Source organism: Agrobacterium sp. CNPSo 2736 (assembly GCF_004005385.1).
Lineage (GTDB): Bacteria > Pseudomonadota > Alphaproteobacteria > Rhizobiales > Rhizobiaceae > Agrobacterium > Agrobacterium leguminum.
The window spans coordinates 173,147-188,656 of record NZ_RZTX01000003.1 but is presented as its reverse complement, the minus strand read 5'-3'; the positions used below and the strand labels follow the sequence as shown (position 1 = coordinate 188,656).

14 protein-coding genes are annotated in these 15,510 nt (G+C 61.9%); 8 read left to right on the top strand and 6 right to left on the bottom strand.

What is annotated here, in order from left to right:
• The first annotated feature begins 111 nt into the window (after positions 1-111).
• From EM858_RS07285 to lpxK, 6 genes are all read left to right on the top strand, one after another.
• Positions 112-1,458, top strand: a complete 1,347-nt coding sequence (locus EM858_RS07285; protein ID WP_127756294.1) for a TldD/PmbA family protein — start codon at positions 112-114, stop codon at positions 1,456-1,458.
• A 93-nt stretch (positions 1,459-1,551) separates the two neighbouring features.
• A complete protein-coding gene (locus EM858_RS07280; RefSeq protein WP_080856002.1) occupies positions 1,552-2,358 on the top strand; it encodes a 3'(2'),5'-bisphosphate nucleotidase CysQ in 807 nt (268 codons plus the stop codon).
• A 61-nt stretch (positions 2,359-2,419) separates the two neighbouring features.
• Positions 2,420-2,659, top strand: coding sequence for a DUF4170 domain-containing protein (locus EM858_RS07275; RefSeq protein WP_003494094.1), 240 nt, complete (start codon positions 2,420-2,422; stop codon positions 2,657-2,659).
• 216 nt (positions 2,660-2,875) lie between these two features.
• A complete protein-coding gene (gene waaA, locus EM858_RS07270) occupies positions 2,876-4,198 on the top strand; it encodes a lipid IV(A) 3-deoxy-D-manno-octulosonic acid transferase (RefSeq protein ID WP_127756293.1) in 1,323 nt (440 codons plus the stop codon).
• Positions 4,192-4,929, top strand: coding sequence for an HAD family hydrolase (locus tag EM858_RS07265; RefSeq protein ID WP_127756292.1), 738 nt, complete (start codon positions 4,192-4,194; stop codon positions 4,927-4,929). The genes waaA and EM858_RS07265 overlap by 7 nt, the downstream gene beginning before the upstream one ends.
• A 149-nt stretch (positions 4,930-5,078) precedes the next feature.
• The gene (gene lpxK / locus EM858_RS07260; protein ID WP_127756291.1) at positions 5,079-6,125 is read left to right on the top strand and encodes a tetraacyldisaccharide 4'-kinase; all 1,047 of its coding nucleotides are present in this window, start codon (positions 5,079-5,081) and stop codon (positions 6,123-6,125) included.
• A gap of 202 nt (positions 6,126-6,327) precedes the next feature.
• Here the strand turns inward: lpxK and EM858_RS07255 are convergent, their stop codons facing one another.
• Positions 6,328-6,549 (bottom strand): DUF2093 domain-containing protein, encoded by a 222-nt coding sequence (locus EM858_RS07255; RefSeq protein WP_020809536.1) that lies wholly within the window; start codon positions 6,547-6,549, stop codon positions 6,328-6,330.
• A gap of 139 nt (positions 6,550-6,688) precedes the next feature.
• On the bottom strand, positions 6,689-8,521 hold the full coding sequence (gene mutL / locus EM858_RS07250; RefSeq protein ID WP_080818802.1) for a DNA mismatch repair endonuclease MutL: 1,833 nt from the start codon (positions 8,519-8,521) through the stop codon (positions 6,689-6,691).
• 409 nt (positions 8,522-8,930) lie between these two features.
• On the opposite strand from mutL, the gene EM858_RS07245 reads away from it, so the two are divergent.
• Together EM858_RS07245 and EM858_RS07240 are read left to right on the top strand one after the other, a co-directional pair.
• A complete protein-coding gene (locus EM858_RS07245) occupies positions 8,931-10,550 on the top strand; it encodes a response regulator (RefSeq protein WP_164865363.1) in 1,620 nt (539 codons plus the stop codon).
• 86 nt (positions 10,551-10,636) lie between these two features.
• Complete coding sequence (locus EM858_RS07240; protein WP_127756289.1) at positions 10,637-11,989, top strand: EAL domain-containing protein; 1,353 nt, start codon at positions 10,637-10,639, stop codon at positions 11,987-11,989.
• 268 nt (positions 11,990-12,257) lie between these two features.
• On the opposite strand, the gene EM858_RS07235 is transcribed toward EM858_RS07240, so the two are convergent.
• Genes EM858_RS07235 through EM858_RS07220 form a run of 4 tightly spaced genes read right to left on the bottom strand, consistent with a single transcriptional unit; the run spans position 12,258 to position 15,491 of the window.
• Entirely contained in the window at positions 12,258-13,145 is an 888-nt protein-coding gene (locus tag EM858_RS07235; RefSeq protein WP_127756288.1) for an SMP-30/gluconolactonase/LRE family protein, read from the bottom strand.
• 4 nt (positions 13,146-13,149) lie between these two features.
• Positions 13,150-13,779, bottom strand: a complete 630-nt coding sequence (locus tag EM858_RS07230; RefSeq protein WP_003521032.1) for a 2-dehydro-3-deoxy-6-phosphogalactonate aldolase — start codon at positions 13,777-13,779, stop codon at positions 13,150-13,152.
• Between the two features lie 15 nt (positions 13,780-13,794).
• On the bottom strand, positions 13,795-14,709 hold the full coding sequence (locus tag EM858_RS07225) for a 2-dehydro-3-deoxygalactonokinase (RefSeq protein ID WP_127756287.1): 915 nt from the start codon (positions 14,707-14,709) through the stop codon (positions 13,795-13,797).
• Positions 14,709-15,491 carry an SDR family oxidoreductase gene (locus tag EM858_RS07220; RefSeq protein ID WP_164865349.1) on the bottom strand — a complete coding sequence of 261 codons (783 nt, stop codon included), beginning with the start codon at positions 15,489-15,491 and terminating at the stop codon, positions 14,709-14,711. The genes EM858_RS07225 and EM858_RS07220 overlap by 1 nt, the downstream gene beginning before the upstream one ends.
• Positions 15,492-15,510 lie beyond the last annotated feature (19 nt).

The window sequence follows — 15,510 nt, the reverse complement described above, 5'->3', positions numbered from 1 at the left end:
CGGACTTTCGAATAGGGTGGCGACAATACCGTCCGAATGGAGAAAGCGGCGTTTCGCCCTTGATGCGGGGTTCCTGGCACAATAAATGGAACAGGAATGAAAGGCCAACTCATGTCCTCAGAAATAGATTCTTCCAAACTTCTCGATCGCGCCAGCCAGCTTGTCGATCTTGCCCGCGCCGCCGGTGCGGATGAGGCGGATGCCGTTGTCGTCCGCTCCCGCTCGCAATCGGTCGGCGTGCGGCTCGGCAAGGTGGAAAGCACCGAATCCTCCGAAAGCGACGATTTTTCCCTGCGCGTCTTCGTTGGCCGCCGGGTGGCAAGCGTTTCGGCCAATCCGGGCTTCGACCTGAAGACCTTGGCGGAGCGGGCCGTGGCGATGGCGAAGGTTTCGCCGGAAGACCCCTTTGCCTGCCTTGCGGACAAGGAACGGCTGGCCACTTCCTATGACGATCTTCAGCTTTTCGATGCGACGGAAGTGTCGGCCGATCAGCTGCGTGAGGCAGCCCTTGCTTCGGAAGAGGCAGCACTTGCGGTCAAGGGTGTCAGCAATTCCTCCGGCGCCGGCGCATCGAGCGGCATGGGCGGCCTCGTGCTTGCCACCTCGCACGGTTTTTCCGGCAGCTATATGGGCAGCCGCTTCAGCCGTTCCGTCAGCGTCATTGCCGGCGAAGGCACGAAGATGGAGCGCGACTACGATTTCGACAGCCGCCTTTATTATGCCGATCTGGATGCCGCCGAAGAAATCGGCCGCCGCGCCGGGGAAAAAGTCGTGCGCCGTGTCGGCCCGCGCCAGGTCGATACCGGCAGCAACATCACCGTGGTTTTCGATCCGCGCATCGCCCGCGGTTTTGTCGGTGCGATTGCTGGCGCCATCAACGGCGCGTCGGTTGCCCGCAAGACCAGCTTCCTGCGCGATAAGATGGGTCAGCAGGTTCTGAAAAAGGGCCTTTATCTCACCGACGATCCGCAGATCGTGCGCGGCCCGTCCTCGCGTCCCTTCGATGGCGAGGGCGTGCGCGGCGAGAAGATGACGATGATTGAGGACGGTGTTCTCAAGCACTGGTTCCTGTCCACCTCGGCGGCGCGGGAACTCGGCCTTGAAACCAACGGTCGCGGCGTGCGCGGCGGCACGGCGGTTTCGCCGGCCTCCACCAATCTGGCGCTGGAGCCGGGCGACCTCTCGCCGGATGACCTGCTGCGACAGGTCGGAACCGGCTTTTACGTCACCGAGCTGATCGGCCACGGCGCCAATATGATCACGGGTGAATATAGCTGCGGGGCGAGCGGTTTCTGGATCGAGAAGGGCGAAAAGACCTTCGCGGTTTCCGAGGTCACCATCGCCTCGAACCTGAAGGACATGTTCATGCGGGTCACGCCGGCTAATGACATCGACCGTAAATACGGCGTCGCTGCCCCGACGCTCGCCATTGAAGGCATGACGATCGCGGGCAAGTGAGACGGCCCGCGGGTTGTTTTCGCCGGCACTTTGTGTGCAAGTGCGAGAAGAAAAACGGGCGCGCCGTGTGAGGCGCGCGGAAAAGACGGCAAAATGAACGATATGGCTGAGGCCCGCTGGGCCTCCGATCTGAGGCTGGTCCTCGAAGCCGCCCGCAAGGCGGGCGAGACGGCCCTCGGTTTCTTCCGCAAGGATCCCGAGGTCTGGTGGAAGAATGGCGGGCTTTCGCCGGTCAGCGCGGCCGACTACGCCGCCAATGAAATTCTCGAAACCATCCTGCGCTCCGCCCGGCCGGAATACGGCTGGCTCTCCGAAGAGACGGATGACGATACGGACAGGCTTTCCCGCTCCACCGTCTTCGTTGTCGACCCCATCGATGGCACCCGCGCCTTCATCGGTGGCCGGGATACCTGGTGCGTCAGCGTCGCGGTGGTGCATGAGGGCCGGCCGGTGGTCGCGGCCCTTGTAGCCCCGGCGCTTGCCGAGGAGTTCACCGCATTGGAAGGCGGCGAAGCGCTGAAAAACGGAGCGCCCGTTTTTGCCGCGCGTGAAAATGCCGGCATCTTCCATCTGGCGGCGCCCGAAGACGTGATCACGCATCTGCCGGAAGAGGTGCGGGGTGGCGTCAAGCGCATTCCGCACGTACCCTCGCTCGCCTACCGGCTGGCCATGGTGGCGGATGGCCGCATCGACGGAACGCTGGTCAAGGCCAACTCGCACGAGTGGGATCTCGCCGCTGCCGACCTCATTCTGGAGAAGGCTGGCGGCCGGCTGGTCGGGCTGGATGGAAAACCTCTGATGTATAATCGCCGGCAGGTGAACCACCCCGCATTGTGCGCTGCAGCAGATTATGCGCTGCCTGCACTTTTGAAAGCGTTTTCACATCTGTCTGACAGTTGACGTTTGCCGGGAAATCCCGCAGATGAAGGCCTCTCTCAGAGTTTAAGAAAGAGACAAAGACATGACGGAATCTGGCAAACAGAAACAGCTGCTGCACCTCGTATTCGGCGGCGAACTGGAAAACCTTCAGGATGTTCAGTTCCGGGATTTGAACGCGCTCGATATCGTCGGTATCTATCCGGACTATGCTTCCGCGCTCACCGCATGGAAGTCCAAGGCGCAGATGACCGTCGATAACGCCCATATGCGTTATTTTATCGTGCATATGCACCGTCTTCTCAATCCGGACGACAAAATTTGAGTCCTTTTGCCCTTGCGTTGTAATACTATTGGGTGAAAGCGAGTTTTTCCGTGATTCCTGCGCGAGCGGCGCAGGCCGGGAATACCGCGGCGAGAAAATGTGATCGCGCTTTCGTTTCCGATGACAAAAAATGACGCAATTTGAGAAGAAGTAGGCGGCGATAACAACCAAAAACAGGGGAAGGGCATTGCGCGGAATGATCAAGGGCAGAATGTCATGAGCAGCCGTATCGCACGTTTCGCTCTTTCCGGTTACCGCATTGCCGGTATCGCCGCTTACCCGTTCGCGAAGCCCTATCTTTCCTATCGGGCGGCAAAGGGCAAGGAAGACAAGCGCCGTCGGCTTGAGCGTTTCGGTTATGCGAGCGCCGAGCGCCCGCGCGGGCCGCTGGTCTGGTTCCATGCCGCAAGCGTGGGTGAAACGCTGGCGCTTATTCCGCTGATCCGCGAAATCCGCAAGCGCGATATCTTCGTGCTTTTGACCACCGGCACCGTCACCTCGGCCGAACTGACCCGCACGCGGCTGGGCGACGATGTGATCCATCAATATGTGCCGCTCGATATTAAGATCGCGGTCAACCGTTTCCTGACCTACTGGGCGCCGGATGCCGCCATCACCGCTGAATCGGAAATCTGGCCGGTGACGATGATGGAGCTGGAACGCCGGCACATTCCGCAGATCCGTGTCAATGCGCGCCTCTCCGACCGTTCCTTCGACCGCTGGAAAGCCCGGCATGACATTGCTGAATCGCTGTTTTCCAAGCTGGCGCTGGTGGTTGCGCAATCCGATGTCGATGCCGAACGCTTCCGCGATCTCGGCTCCTGGCCGGTGGTGATTTCCGGCAACCTCAAGGGCGACACCGACCCACCGCCCTGCGACGAGGCGCTGCTGGAGAGCTACCGCAAGCAGGTCGGCAATCGCAAGACATGGGCCGCCATCTCCACTTTCGACGGCGAGGAGAAGGCTGCCGCCACCGTGCATGCGGCGATCAAGTCGCGCAACGGGCAACTGACCATCATCGTGCCGCGCCATCCCGAGCGCGGCGACGATGTCGAGGCGATGCTGAAGGGCATGAATCTTTCGGTCGCCCGCCGCAGCAGGAATGACGTGATCACCCCGGAAACCGATATTTTCCTCGGCGATTCCATCGGCGAAATGGGGCTTTACCTGCGGCTGACCGAGCTTGCCTTCGTTGGCCGCTCCCTGACTGCCGAAGGTGGGCAGAACCCGCTGGAACCGGCGATGCTCGGCTGCGCCGTCCTGTCTGGCGCGCATGTGCAGAATTTCCGCGAGGCCTATCAGAAGCTGATCCGCGCCGGCGGCGGTCGCATCATCCGCGATGTGGAGATGCTGGCCAAGGCGGTGCATTATCTGCTGGTCAACGACAATGAGCGTTACAAGATGATCGATGCGGGCAACCGGGTCATTCAGGATATGCGCGGTGCGCTGTCCTCCACCGTCAAGGCGCTGGAACCCTATATCAATCCGCTTACCGTTTCCGCCAAGCTGCAACCGCGGAGCGCCATCGGTTCATGGTAGCGGATATCGAACTCAACGCGGCGCAATCGATCGCCGCAGTCCTTTTCGACAAGGACGGCACGCTTCTGGGCTATGACGCCAGCTGGGGTCCGGTGAACCGCGAGCTTGCGGCGATTGCCGCCAAGGGCGATCCCGTTCTTGCCGACCGGCTTCTTTCCGCCTGCGGCATGGACCCCGTTACCGGTCATGTGGTGCCGGACAGCCTTCTGGCCGCCGGCAATACGGCGGAAATCGCCACGGGTCTCGTCGCCGCCGGCTCGCCCTGCGATGTCGGGGAACTGACGGCGCGCCTCGACCGGTTATTCACCGAGGCGGCGGATAAATCCGTACCCGTCACCGATCTCAAGGCGTTTTTCGCAAGGCTGAAGGCGCGCGGCTACAAGCTCGGCATCGCCTCCAGCGACAATGAAAACTCCATCCGCCAGACGGCCATCCGCTTCGGTTTCGAAAAGGACGTCGATTTTGTCGCGGGATATGACAGCGGTTACGGCACCAAGCCGCAGCCCGGCATGGTTCTCGGTTTCTGCGAGGCGATAGGCTTCCCGCCAGAGCGTGTGGCTGTGGTCGGCGACAATAATCACGATCTGCATATGGCGAAGAATGCCGGAGCCGGTCTGCGCATCGCCGTTCTGACGGGAACCGGCTCGCGCGAAAGCCTCGGCGCGGATGCCGATTTTTGTTTCGACGACATTACCGCGCTTGAAGCGCTGCTGCCGGAGCGGGCTCTCTGAACCCGGTGGAATTTCCGCCGGGCCGGGTGCGGCTCCATCAAACCCGTTTATTCCATTTTTGCAATTTACGGTTTTTTCTGGCAAACAACCTCCTGACATGTGACGGGCGAACGGAATGCCGTGGGCGACGCGGCCGGGAGCGGGAATAGATGGTTTCTGAAGCGCCGCCGTTCTGGTGGCAGAAAGCGGGATGGCAGGCGTGGCTCCTGTCTCCTTTCTCGCTTCTTTACGGCAAGATCGCCGGCCGGCGAATGCGAACGGCGAAGAGGGCGAGCGTTGCCGTTCCGGTCATCTGCATCGGCAACTTCACCGTGGGCGGCGCCGGCAAGACACCGACGGCGATGGCAATTGCGAGAGCCGCCGTCGCAAAGGGCCTGAGACCCGGATTTCTCAGCCGCGGTTACGGCGGCACGCTCGACGTCACCACCCTTGTCGATCCCGGACAGCACCGCTCGGCCGATGTCGGCGATGAGCCGTTGCTCCTGGCGCGGGAGGCGGTCACGGTCATTTCCCGCAAGCGCGTGGAAGGCGCACACCGGCTGGTGAAGGAAGGCGTCGATCTCATCATCATGGATGACGGTTTCCAGAGCGCACGCCTGACGCTGGATTATGCGCTTGTCGTCATCGATACGATGCGCGGCATCGGCAATGGCCATCTCGTGCCGGGTGGCCCGGTGAGGGCGCCGCTTGCCGAACAGATGCGGCATATGACCGGGCTCCTGAAGGTCGGCAATGGCCATGCGGCCGATGCCCTGGTCCGGCAGGCGGCAAAGGCTGCCAAACCCGTCTTTGTGGCGGCGATCACGCCGCAGGAGCCACAGGATTTCAGGGGAAGGCGCGTGCTGGCCTATGCGGGCATCGCCGACCCGGCCAAGTTCTATCGAACCGTCGAGGCGCTCGGCGGCGACATCGTGCTGCAGCGCTCTTTCCCGGATCATCACCACTTCAGCGACGACGAGATCGCCGATCTTCTGCAGGACGCCGGCAAGGAGAACCTGCAACTGGTGACGACGGCCAAGGACGCCGTGCGGCTTAACGGGCACCACGGCAGGGCGGAAGAATTGCTGTGGAACAGCTTGGTGATCGAAATCGACATGGTGTTCGACGACCCCAACGCGGCCACGACGATCATCGATACGGCGGTGAGGAACTGCCGCACGCGCCTGCTGCGGGACAATGCGCGGACGTTGCTTTAGAGGTTGTCGGCAAGGTCCGGAAACCTCTCCTCCGTCATGCTCGGGCCTGTCCCGAGCATCTGCAACCTATCGATTTATGAGACATCAGCAGATCCTCGGCACAAGGCCGAGGATGACGTCGAGTGAGGGTGTCAGCCACCTCTGCAACTGCTCCTGAGAAAGCCGCTTAAGATGGAAACGCGTCAACGCGCCGCTTCCCAACTCACGCCGGCAAATTGCCAGCCTTCTTTTCGGCTTCCAGCGAAGCCGCCGCATCCACATAGGCCTCCTGCCGCGCCACGCTCCAGTAGCGCAGTTCATCGAGCGGAATGCTTTTGCCGGTGATGGCGCAGATGACGTGCGAGCCGGTCTGGACGATGCGGAAGTCACCGTCGAGATATTCGATGACGGCGAGGCGGTTGCCGCCTCCTTCAAATCTGTTCATCCGTTTTCGTCTCCTGCTCTGTCCCGTCAGGGCACCCAGTCCGAAACGGCGCAGCGTTTTCCTGAACAATTGGGTGCTCCAGTATCTCAAATTTATATAGCCCGGCGCGGCGCAAGGCCAGCCCCGCCTGCTTGCGGCGTCAGCTACGGCCGAAGAGCCGTTCTATATCGGAAAGTTTCAGTTCGATATAGGTCGGACGGCCGTGATTGCACTGGCCGGAACCCGGTGTGTTTTCCATCTGCCGTAGAAGCGCGTTCATCTCCTCCGGCCGCATGCGCCGGCCGGAACGCACGGAGCCGTGGCAGGCCATGGTGGCCGCGACATATTCCAGCTTGTTGGCAAGCGTGGAGGCCGCGTCCCATTCGGCAATCTCGTCGGCAAGCTGGCGCACCAGCCCCTGCACATTGACCTCGCCCAGCATGGCCGGCGTTTCGCGAACGGCGACCGCGCCCGGCCCGAAACGCTCGATGACGAGCCCCAGCGCATCGAAACCGGCGGCATGATCCATCAGCCGGTCGCAATCCTCTTCCGGCAGATCGATGATTTCGGGGATGAGCAGCACCTGCGAAGGCGGCCGCCTGGAATGCAGCGCATTGCGCATCTGTTCGAACACCAGCCGCTCATGCGCGGCATGCTGGTCGACGATGACGAGGCCGTTTTCCGTCTGCGCGATGATGTAGTTCTCGTGGAGCTGCGCCCGCGCGGCTCCGAGCGGATAAAGCACAGGTTCCGGCGGGGGGCTTGCGGCGGTCTCGTAAGTGTCCCGAGGCTCGGCCCGCGCCGTCGGCATGGTGATGTCGGAAAAGCGTGACTGCACGGCCTCCGCAAATTGCATGTCCCCTGAAACCGCAAGCGGCCGCGAGGGCGAGGTGGCGGCGGACCATGGCGCGGCGGCTGCCATGAAAGTCGAGGGCCGGAGGCCGGACGGGCTGTAGCCGGGGCGAAAGGCGTTCATCATCTGGCTCGCACCCGTCGTTGCGGCCCTGTCGCCGTCACGCGTCAGCGCCTGCCGGATTGCGCCGACGATCAGCCCGCGAATGAGGCCGGGATCGCGGAAACGCACGTCGGATTTTGCCGGGTGCACATTCACGTCCACAAAGGCGGGATCGAGCGTGATGGATAGCACCGCGACCGGATATCGCCCATGCGGCACGGTTTCGGCATAGGCGCCGCGAATGGCGGATAAAAGCAGCTTGTCCTGCACCGGGCGGCCGTTGACGAAAACATATTGATGCGCCGAGTTGCCGCGATTGAAGGTCGGCACACCGGCAAAACCGGTCAGCGTCACATCCTCGCGCCCGGCATCGATCTCTATGGCGTTGTCCTTGAACTCGGCACCGAGGATTTGCGCCATGCGGGCGAGATGATCGTCGCCCGTCGAAGGGATTTCGAGCGTCGAGCGGTCGGTGCCGGAAAGTACGAAACGGATATGCGGAAAGGCGATCGCCATCCGTTTGACCACCTCGGTGATGGCGGCCGCCTCGGCGCGTTCCGTTTTCAGGAATTTCAGCCGCGCCGGCGTGGCGAAGAACAGGTCGCGCACCTCGACGATGGTGCCGGCATTCGAGGCGGCGGGCCGCACATCGGACACCTTGCCGCCGGTAACGGAAATCACCGAGCCCTGTTCCGCACCCTGTTGGCGGCTGGTGATTGTCAGCTTGGCGACGGAGCCGATGGAGGGCAGCGCCTCGCCGCGAAACCCGAGCGTGCGGATATCGTCCAGCGTATCGGAAATTTTCGAGGTGCAGTGACGCCGGACCGCAAGCTCCAGATCGGCAGGCGACATGCCACAGCCGTTGTCGGTGATCCGCACCAGCCCCTTGCCGCCGCCCGCCGTGGCGATCTCGATCCGGGTCGCGCCCGCATCGATGGCGTTTTCCACCAGTTCCTTCGTGGCGCTGGAAGGTCTTTCGATGACCTCGCCGGCGGCGATCTGGTTAATGAGGGTTTCTGAAAGCTGCTTGATGGCCATGATCGTCATTTTCGCGGATTCGCCGTGGCTTCGAAAGCAAAAAACTCGAACTGCGGAAATTTGCACATGTTTTGCGGCCTGTCCGGCATTCGATCATTTCCGTCAACATGGCGTTAAGCGTTAATCCGCCTTTAATCGGCCTTGATTATGGTGAGGCGGCTTGAAATGATCGCAGGAACGGGGCCGCCTTCGCCGGGCGGTGTGTGACGTCGACTATGGGTGAGCGTCATCTTCCCCTCAAGACTGCTTCAAGTTGCAAACCCTGATGTCTCTTTTTCGGAATTTTTCGTTTCATCCCGGCATCTGCCCTGGACGATTCCACTAGAAACATAAGCCTGACCCCTGAAAAACAGGCGGGAGTTTGCAGTTGAGTGATTTGGCGTCCTCTGGCGCGGGCGTTCATACGGTGATGCTTGATGCCCTTTGCGACGCGCTTGGCGCGGCGATCGTCGTTTACGACCGGAACGATCACATTATTTTCGCAAGCCGGAAACTCTTGAGCTTTTTTCCGCTGGAAGAGGCCGTCATCGGCCCGGGTGCGCGGCTGCGCGACTATCTGAGCGCGCTTTACGATTGTTATCTGCTCGAGGCGGAAAGCCTCTCCGCCAATGCCCGCCCGCTCGGCCGGGAGGAATGGATCGGCGAGCGGCTGGCGCTGCACTGGAAGGAAAGATCGGAAAAAACCGAACGGCTGAAGGGAGAACGTTTCCTGCGCTTCGTCATGAACCGCCTGCCGTCCGGCCTCGGCATCAGCGTGGTTGCCGATATTTCCGAACAGAAGAAACGCGAAGAGCAATGGCGCATCGACCTCGAGCGCGTGCAGCTCATCGAGGATATTCTCGACAATCTGCCGTTTCCCGTCTTCGTCAAGGACCGGAACATGGCCTATGCCGCCGTCAACAAATCCGCCTGCGCCTTGGTCGAAACCAGCCCCGAGAGCATTCTCGGCCGCACCGTTTTCGATCTCCACTCGCGCAAGGTCGCCGGACGGATCGATATTGCCGATCGCATGGTGCTGGATAGCGGCACGCCGAGCGTCATCCCCGAAAGGGTGCGGCGGCTGAACGGCGAAGAGGTGCTGACCATCACCCGCAAGCAACGTGTGGGCAGGCCCGGCCGATATTTCCTGGTAACGACGATGGAGGACGTGACCGCTCTCGCGACCCTCGATGCCAACGGCATGCCCGTCATTCCCTCGCTGGAACATGTCCCTTTCGTCGCCTCCACTTACGGCAGGGATGAGGAAACGGAAAAGCGCGGCGGGGTTTTAAAGAGCAAGGCGGTGCTGATCGTCTCTGAAAACGGACGCTTTGCGCAAGCCGCCGGTCGCCGGCTGACGGCGGGCGGCATGGACCATGCCGCGGTGACGAGCGAGGACGAGCAGCGTGCCTTCATCGATGTCGCGACTTCCGCCGGCGTGAGCATCGATGTGGTCGTTGTCGACGCCCAGATGAGCGTCGCCTGCCTCGATATTGCCGCCGCGCATGATCTGCCCGTCGTCACCATCGAGGAAGAGGAGATAGACGCTTCGCTGCTGCATTATCTTGCGGCCGGGCTGCAATCATCCCCGAAGGAGAAAGCCGCCGACGAGGACTGGGAGATCATGACGGAGGACCTGCCTGAAATCCTCAAGACCGGCGGCGTCTGCGATATACTTCTTGTCGAGGATAACAGGGTCAACCAGATCGTCTTTTCGCAGATACTCGAGGGCCTCGGGCTTTCCTGGCGGCTCGCCACCTCGGGCGAGGAAGCCCTGCGTCTCTTTGCCGAACAGCCGCCTTCAGCCGTCCTGCTCGACACGACGCTGGGCGATATCGACGGCTTCGAAGTCGCGCGCCGCATGCGCAGCCTTTGCGGTGACAAGCACATTCCCATCGTCGGCGTCATCACCCACGCTTTCGAGGGCGATCTCGACAAATGCCGGGCGTCGGGCATGGATGACATGCTGCTGAAGCCCGTCAGCCCGGATATGGTCGAGGCGGTTTTCCTGCGGCTTTTCGGCAAGGATGTCCTGCGGCTACAGGCCTGAAATCGCCTTTGTCGGGAGGCTATGGCTTTTTTAATACTTGCCCTGCATTGTGAGCGCGGTCGACACAGGATTCACGAGATGCAGGAATGAAACGGGCAGAGCCGCAAACGTTGCAGGTCAGCAAGAACGAGCTGCAGGCGATGGCCTACAGCGACCCGCTGACGGGGCTCGGCAACCGCTACCGTCTGCGGGACAAGATTCGCATGCTTGCCAGCGAGCGCTCCAGCGATCCGGCGCCTTTCACGGTCGGCATCGCCAATATAGATGGCTTCAAACCCATCAACGATCTGTTCGGTGTGCAGGCGGGCGATGAAATCCTGTGTCAGGTCGCGCACCGGCTGAAGGCCTGCATCCCCGATGGCGCGGTCGTGACGCGCCATGACGGCGACGAATTCGCCTTTGTGCTGCCGCTGGTGTTCGAGCGCACCGGTGCCGAGCGCATCGGCAACATGATCAAGGACGTGCTTTCGGCCCCTTACGATCTCGGCGACCGTAACGTTCGCCTGTCCTCCTCCTTCGGTTTTGCCATCTATCCCTTCGCCGGCGATGAATTCGAGGATTTGCTTAAAAGCGCCGAGACGGCGCTCTATCGCTCCAAGAGACGTGGCCGCGGCCAGATCACGGTCTATTCGCGCGAGATCGCGCAGGAGATGAAGCGCGCCACGCAACTGGAACAGGCGCTCAGAAACGCCATCATCACCGATGCCATCGACGTGCATTTCCAGCCCATCGTCAGGCTGGAAGAGGCGAAAGTCATCGGTTTCGAGGCGCTCGCCCGCTGGAACGATCCGGACCTCGGTTTCGTATCGCCCGCCGTTTTCGTGCCGCTTGCCGAAGAGCGCGGTTTCATCGATGCGCTGTCGGAAGCTTTGCTCCGAAAGGCGGCGGAGGCAGCCCTGTTCTGGCCGCGTGAACTCTTCCTGTCCTTCAACCTCTCTTCCGCACAATTGATGGACCCCAGCACGGCGGACAATATTCTCTCCATCCTCTCGCGTGTCGGCCTCGATCCGCACCGGCTGGAGCTTGAAATCACCGAAACGGCTGTGATGACATCCGCCGATACCGCCCAGCGCATCATCAGCGAGTTGCAGAGCGCCGGCGTTCGCATTTCTCTGGATGATTTCGGCACCGGCCAGTCGAGCCTCGGCCGCCTGCGCGATTTCACCTTCGACAAGGTGAAGATCGACCGCGCCTTCGTCTCGCGCATCAGCAGCGACCGCCCTTCCGAACATATCATCAAGGCCATCGTCGCCATGTGCGAAGGGCTCGATCTCGAAGTCGTGGCCGAAGGGATAGAAGAACGGGCGGAAGAAGAAAAGCTGCGCGCGCTCGGCTGCGCCATGGGGCAGGGCTATTTCTACGGCCGCCCCGCCGATGCCGCCGCGACCCAGCGGTATCTGCACGAGAATTACCGCGAGATATTGTCGGATATTTCGTGAGGCGGTACGGCTTGGTCGTGACGCTTGTTGGAGAAAACACTATCTCAGCCAAGCTTGTGCGCGCCGGCGCATCCCCGCCCCCCTCATTCCTGTGCTTGTCACAGGAATCCAGCCGACGCGCGTCTGCGCGGCGAAACGACTCCTTCCAGCCCAAGGACTTGGGCTGGCTAGATTCCTGTGACAAGCACAGGAATGAGGGAGGTCGTTTCGGGAGCAGCCCTTGCCAGAAGGCGCTCCGCGTTTTGTTGCGGGCGGCCTACGCCGCGCTTCACAACCGATAAAGCGGCTCGAACCGGCCCTTCACCTCGACCCCCAGCTCGAACGTCAACCCATGCTGCGGATTGGCGGCAATGGCGTCATCATCGAGATGTTCGCGCGCCGAGGTGACGAGAAGGCGCGATGCGTCGGGGCCGATGAAGGCGGGGCAGGTCGTCTGTCCGCCGGGCACCTCATATCGGGCGATGTGATTGCCGTCCGTATCGTAACAATCCACAGCGCCTACGCCCCAGCGGGCGTTCCAGATATGCCCTTCGGCATCGCAGACCGACCCGTCGATGCCGCCTTTGATACCGGTGGAATCGATGAAGACTTCAGCCTTGCCTGCGGGAAGGCCGGTGTCGGCATCGAGCGGTACCCGCATCAGCTTGTTCACCTTGGTATCGACGTAATATCCCGTCGCGCCATCGGGCGAGAAGCAGATCGAATTCGGAATGCTGATCTCGGCAAACAGCTTCGTCACGGTGCCCTTCGCGACATGATAGATGCTGCCCGCGCCGGTCTCCGCCTTACGGCCCATGGTGCCGATCCACAACGCGCCGGAGGGGTGCATGCGCCCGTCATTGGAGCGGTTGCCGGGCAAGTCCTTTTCCAGCTCCGCATGCAGCGTCAGCACACCGGTTGCCGTGTCGCGCAGGAAAAGCCCGTCATCGGAGGCGATCAGCTGCTTGCTGTCGCTGACCTTGGCGAGCGCACTACCCATGAAGGGCAAAGCGTGCACGGTCTTGCGGCCGGAGGCGAGATGCAGCTCATGCAGTTCCCGCTCAAGAATATTGAACCACCAGGCGGTGCCGGTCGCAGGGTCGAAGGTCGGGCCTTCGCCGAGCAGCATCGGCGTCTCGTCCAGAACACGTCCGGCAAAGGGAAAAACAGTCGCCAAGCTCTTATCCTCCGATGGCTGCATCATAGGCTGAAAGTGTGACAGTGGCGCGTTCGCGCACCTCCGCCGCCGTCATGCCCGGCTTGTAAAGGCTGGTGCCAAGCCCGAAAGCCACGATACCGGCCGAGGTATATTCAGCGAAATTCTTGTCCGAGACGCCGCCGACGGCGGCGATCACCAGATCCTTCGGCAGGATCGTCCGGATCGCATTGATGCCGGCGGGGCCGATGATGCTGGCGGGGAAGAATTTCAGCCCCGTCGCGCCGGCCTTCGCGGCCACCAGCGCCTCGGTGGGGGTCAGAACACCCGGCATCGTCACCATGCCCTTGACGCGCGCGGCGACGATCACATCGGCATCGGCATTGGGGCTCACCATCAGCTTGCCGCCGGCCGCATCCAGCGAGGCCACGTCTTCCACGCTGAGCACGGTGCCCGCGCCGATCAGGCAATCGGCGGGCGCCATCTTCGCGGCGATCTCGATGGAACGGAACGGATCGGGCGAATTGAGCGGAATTTCAATGGCGCGGAAGCCGGTTTCGATCAGCGCGCCGACGACGCCTTCGGTTTCCTCGGGTTTGAGACCGCGCAGGATGGCGATCAGCGGATATTTGATGGAAGGGAAGGGAATACGCATGGTCGATCTTTCTTCTTATGGCCAGATGGCGTTTGCAGCGGCCAGCAATCCGCGCCGCACGGCCTCGTCTGCATCGATGACCGTATAGTGGATATCAAGGGCGGTGAAGGCGCCTTCGTAAAGCGCGCCGAGCGCACCCGAACCGATCAGCACCACCGGCGTCTCGCGCCGGGCGGTGGAATGCGCACCGGCGATTTCCAGCCCGATCATGATGCCGGAAAGCTTGGCCTTGGCGTCGGTGGCGGTGAGGCCGTGCAGCAATTGGCCGGAGCGAAGGGTGAAAAAGCGATTGGTCGCAAGCTGCGGATTGGCATAGATGTCGCGCACCGCCGCCGTAAAAGCCGCATGTTCGCCGGTAAAGGCTTCGGCCTCGGCCACCGCATGGGAAAGGATCGTCTGTTTCGAGACGACTTCGAAGAGTTCGCCGGTCATGAAAGTGGCAAAGCCGGTCACGCCGCCATCCTTCACGGTCACCCATTTGGAATGGGTGCCGGGCATGCAGACGAGCTTTTCACCGGCGTCCGAGGAGGCGAGAGCGCCGAGCAACTGCGTTTCCTCGCCGCGCATCACGTCGGGCGCGTTTTGATCCCGCTGCGCCAGCCCCGGCAGAATCCGCACATCCCGCACCTGGCCCGGCACGCGAACCGCGCCGTCGAGAACCGCCGAAAGCGATGCCGGCACGTCGATATAACCCGCCTCGACCCAACCCTGCCGCGCGCCTGCCATGCCGCAGACGAGAACCGGCAAACCTTCCGGCGCGCCGATGGCGTCGAGATGCGATTGCAGCACATCGGCGAAACCGGTCCGCATGGCGGTGGTCATGCCTTCCGTGCTTCTGCGTTCCGCCAGCACCGCGCCCGATCGGCTCATGAGCCAGAGCCGGAAACTGGTCGTACCCCAGTCGACGGCGATGAAAGCGGGTTCAGACATTATAGGAGGCCTCCGTCTACGATTATGGATTGCGCCGTAATGGCGCTCGATGCCGATGATGCGAGAAACAGGCACGGCCCCGCCAGATCGGCGGCGACGAGCGTGCGCTTCAGACATTGCCGCGCGGTGGTGGCGGCAATGCCCTCATCCGTCAGCCATAGTTCCTTCTGCCGCTCCGTCACGATCATGCCGGGCAGCAGCGTGTTGACGCGGATATTTTCCGGCCCCAGCCGTCCGGCAAGGCTTTTCGTCAGCCCGATGATGCCGGCCTTGGCCGCCGCATAGGAGGGCAGCTCGCCCATGTTGAGCAGAAACGAGATGGACGAGAAATTGACGATGGACGCATCTTTCGCCTGCCGCAGATAGGGCAGGGATGCCTGAACCGTGAAGAAGATCTGCTTGAGATTGACCGCCTGATTGGCGTCCCAATAGGCTTCCGTCACCGTATCTATGTCGTGGCGGTCGTCCCAGGCGGCGTTGTTGACCAGTACCTTGATGCCGCCGGTGGCGGAGGCCGCAGCCGCCACCGTCTTTCCGATCGCCGCAATATCGCGAAGGTCGGTCTTGAAGAAGTGGACCGGATGCGGCGCCGTCGTTGCAAGCCGCTTGACGAGCGTCACGCTCGGCTCTTCGGCAATGTCGATGAACGAGACCTTCGCGCCCTGCATCGCAAGGGCTTCCACCAGCGATGCCCCGATGCCCGAACCGCCGCCGGTGACGAGCACGCCCGCATCCTTGAGGTCCGGAAATTGGGCTTGCGTCATCGGCGTCATCTCGTCCATGAAAGGCTTGATTGTTCCA

Excerpts from the sequence above, each read along its gene's own strand:
- EM858_RS07285 (WP_127756294.1), top strand. The coding sequence starts at position 112 with ATGTCCTCAGAAATAGATTCTTCCAAACTTCTCGATCGCGCCAGCCAG.
- EM858_RS07280 (WP_080856002.1), top strand. The coding sequence starts at position 1,552 with ATGAACGATATGGCTGAGGCCCGCTGGGCCTCCGATCTGAGGCTGGTC.
- EM858_RS07275 (WP_003494094.1), top strand. The coding sequence starts at position 2,420 with ATGACGGAATCTGGCAAACAGAAACAGCTGCTGCACCTCGTATTCGGC.
- waaA (WP_127756293.1), top strand. The coding sequence starts at position 2,876 with ATGAGCAGCCGTATCGCACGTTTCGCTCTTTCCGGTTACCGCATTGCC.
- EM858_RS07265 (WP_127756292.1), top strand. The coding sequence starts at position 4,192 with ATGGTAGCGGATATCGAACTCAACGCGGCGCAATCGATCGCCGCAGTC.
- lpxK (WP_127756291.1), top strand. The coding sequence starts at position 5,079 with ATGGTTTCTGAAGCGCCGCCGTTCTGGTGGCAGAAAGCGGGATGGCAG.
- EM858_RS07255 (WP_020809536.1), bottom strand. The coding sequence starts at position 6,549 with ATGAACAGATTTGAAGGAGGCGGCAACCGCCTCGCCGTCATCGAATAT.
- mutL (WP_080818802.1), bottom strand. The coding sequence starts at position 8,521 with ATGGCCATCAAGCAGCTTTCAGAAACCCTCATTAACCAGATCGCCGCC.
- EM858_RS07245 (WP_164865363.1), top strand. The coding sequence starts at position 8,931 with ATGCTTGATGCCCTTTGCGACGCGCTTGGCGCGGCGATCGTCGTTTAC.
- EM858_RS07240 (WP_127756289.1), top strand. The coding sequence starts at position 10,637 with ATGAAACGGGCAGAGCCGCAAACGTTGCAGGTCAGCAAGAACGAGCTG.
- EM858_RS07230 (WP_003521032.1), bottom strand. The coding sequence starts at position 13,779 with ATGCGTATTCCCTTCCCTTCCATCAAATATCCGCTGATCGCCATCCTG.
- EM858_RS07225 (WP_127756287.1), bottom strand. The coding sequence starts at position 14,709 with ATGTCTGAACCCGCTTTCATCGCCGTCGACTGGGGTACGACCAGTTTC.
- EM858_RS07220 (WP_164865349.1), bottom strand. The coding sequence starts at position 15,491 with ATGGACGAGATGACGCCGATGACGCAAGCCCAATTTCCGGACCTCAAG.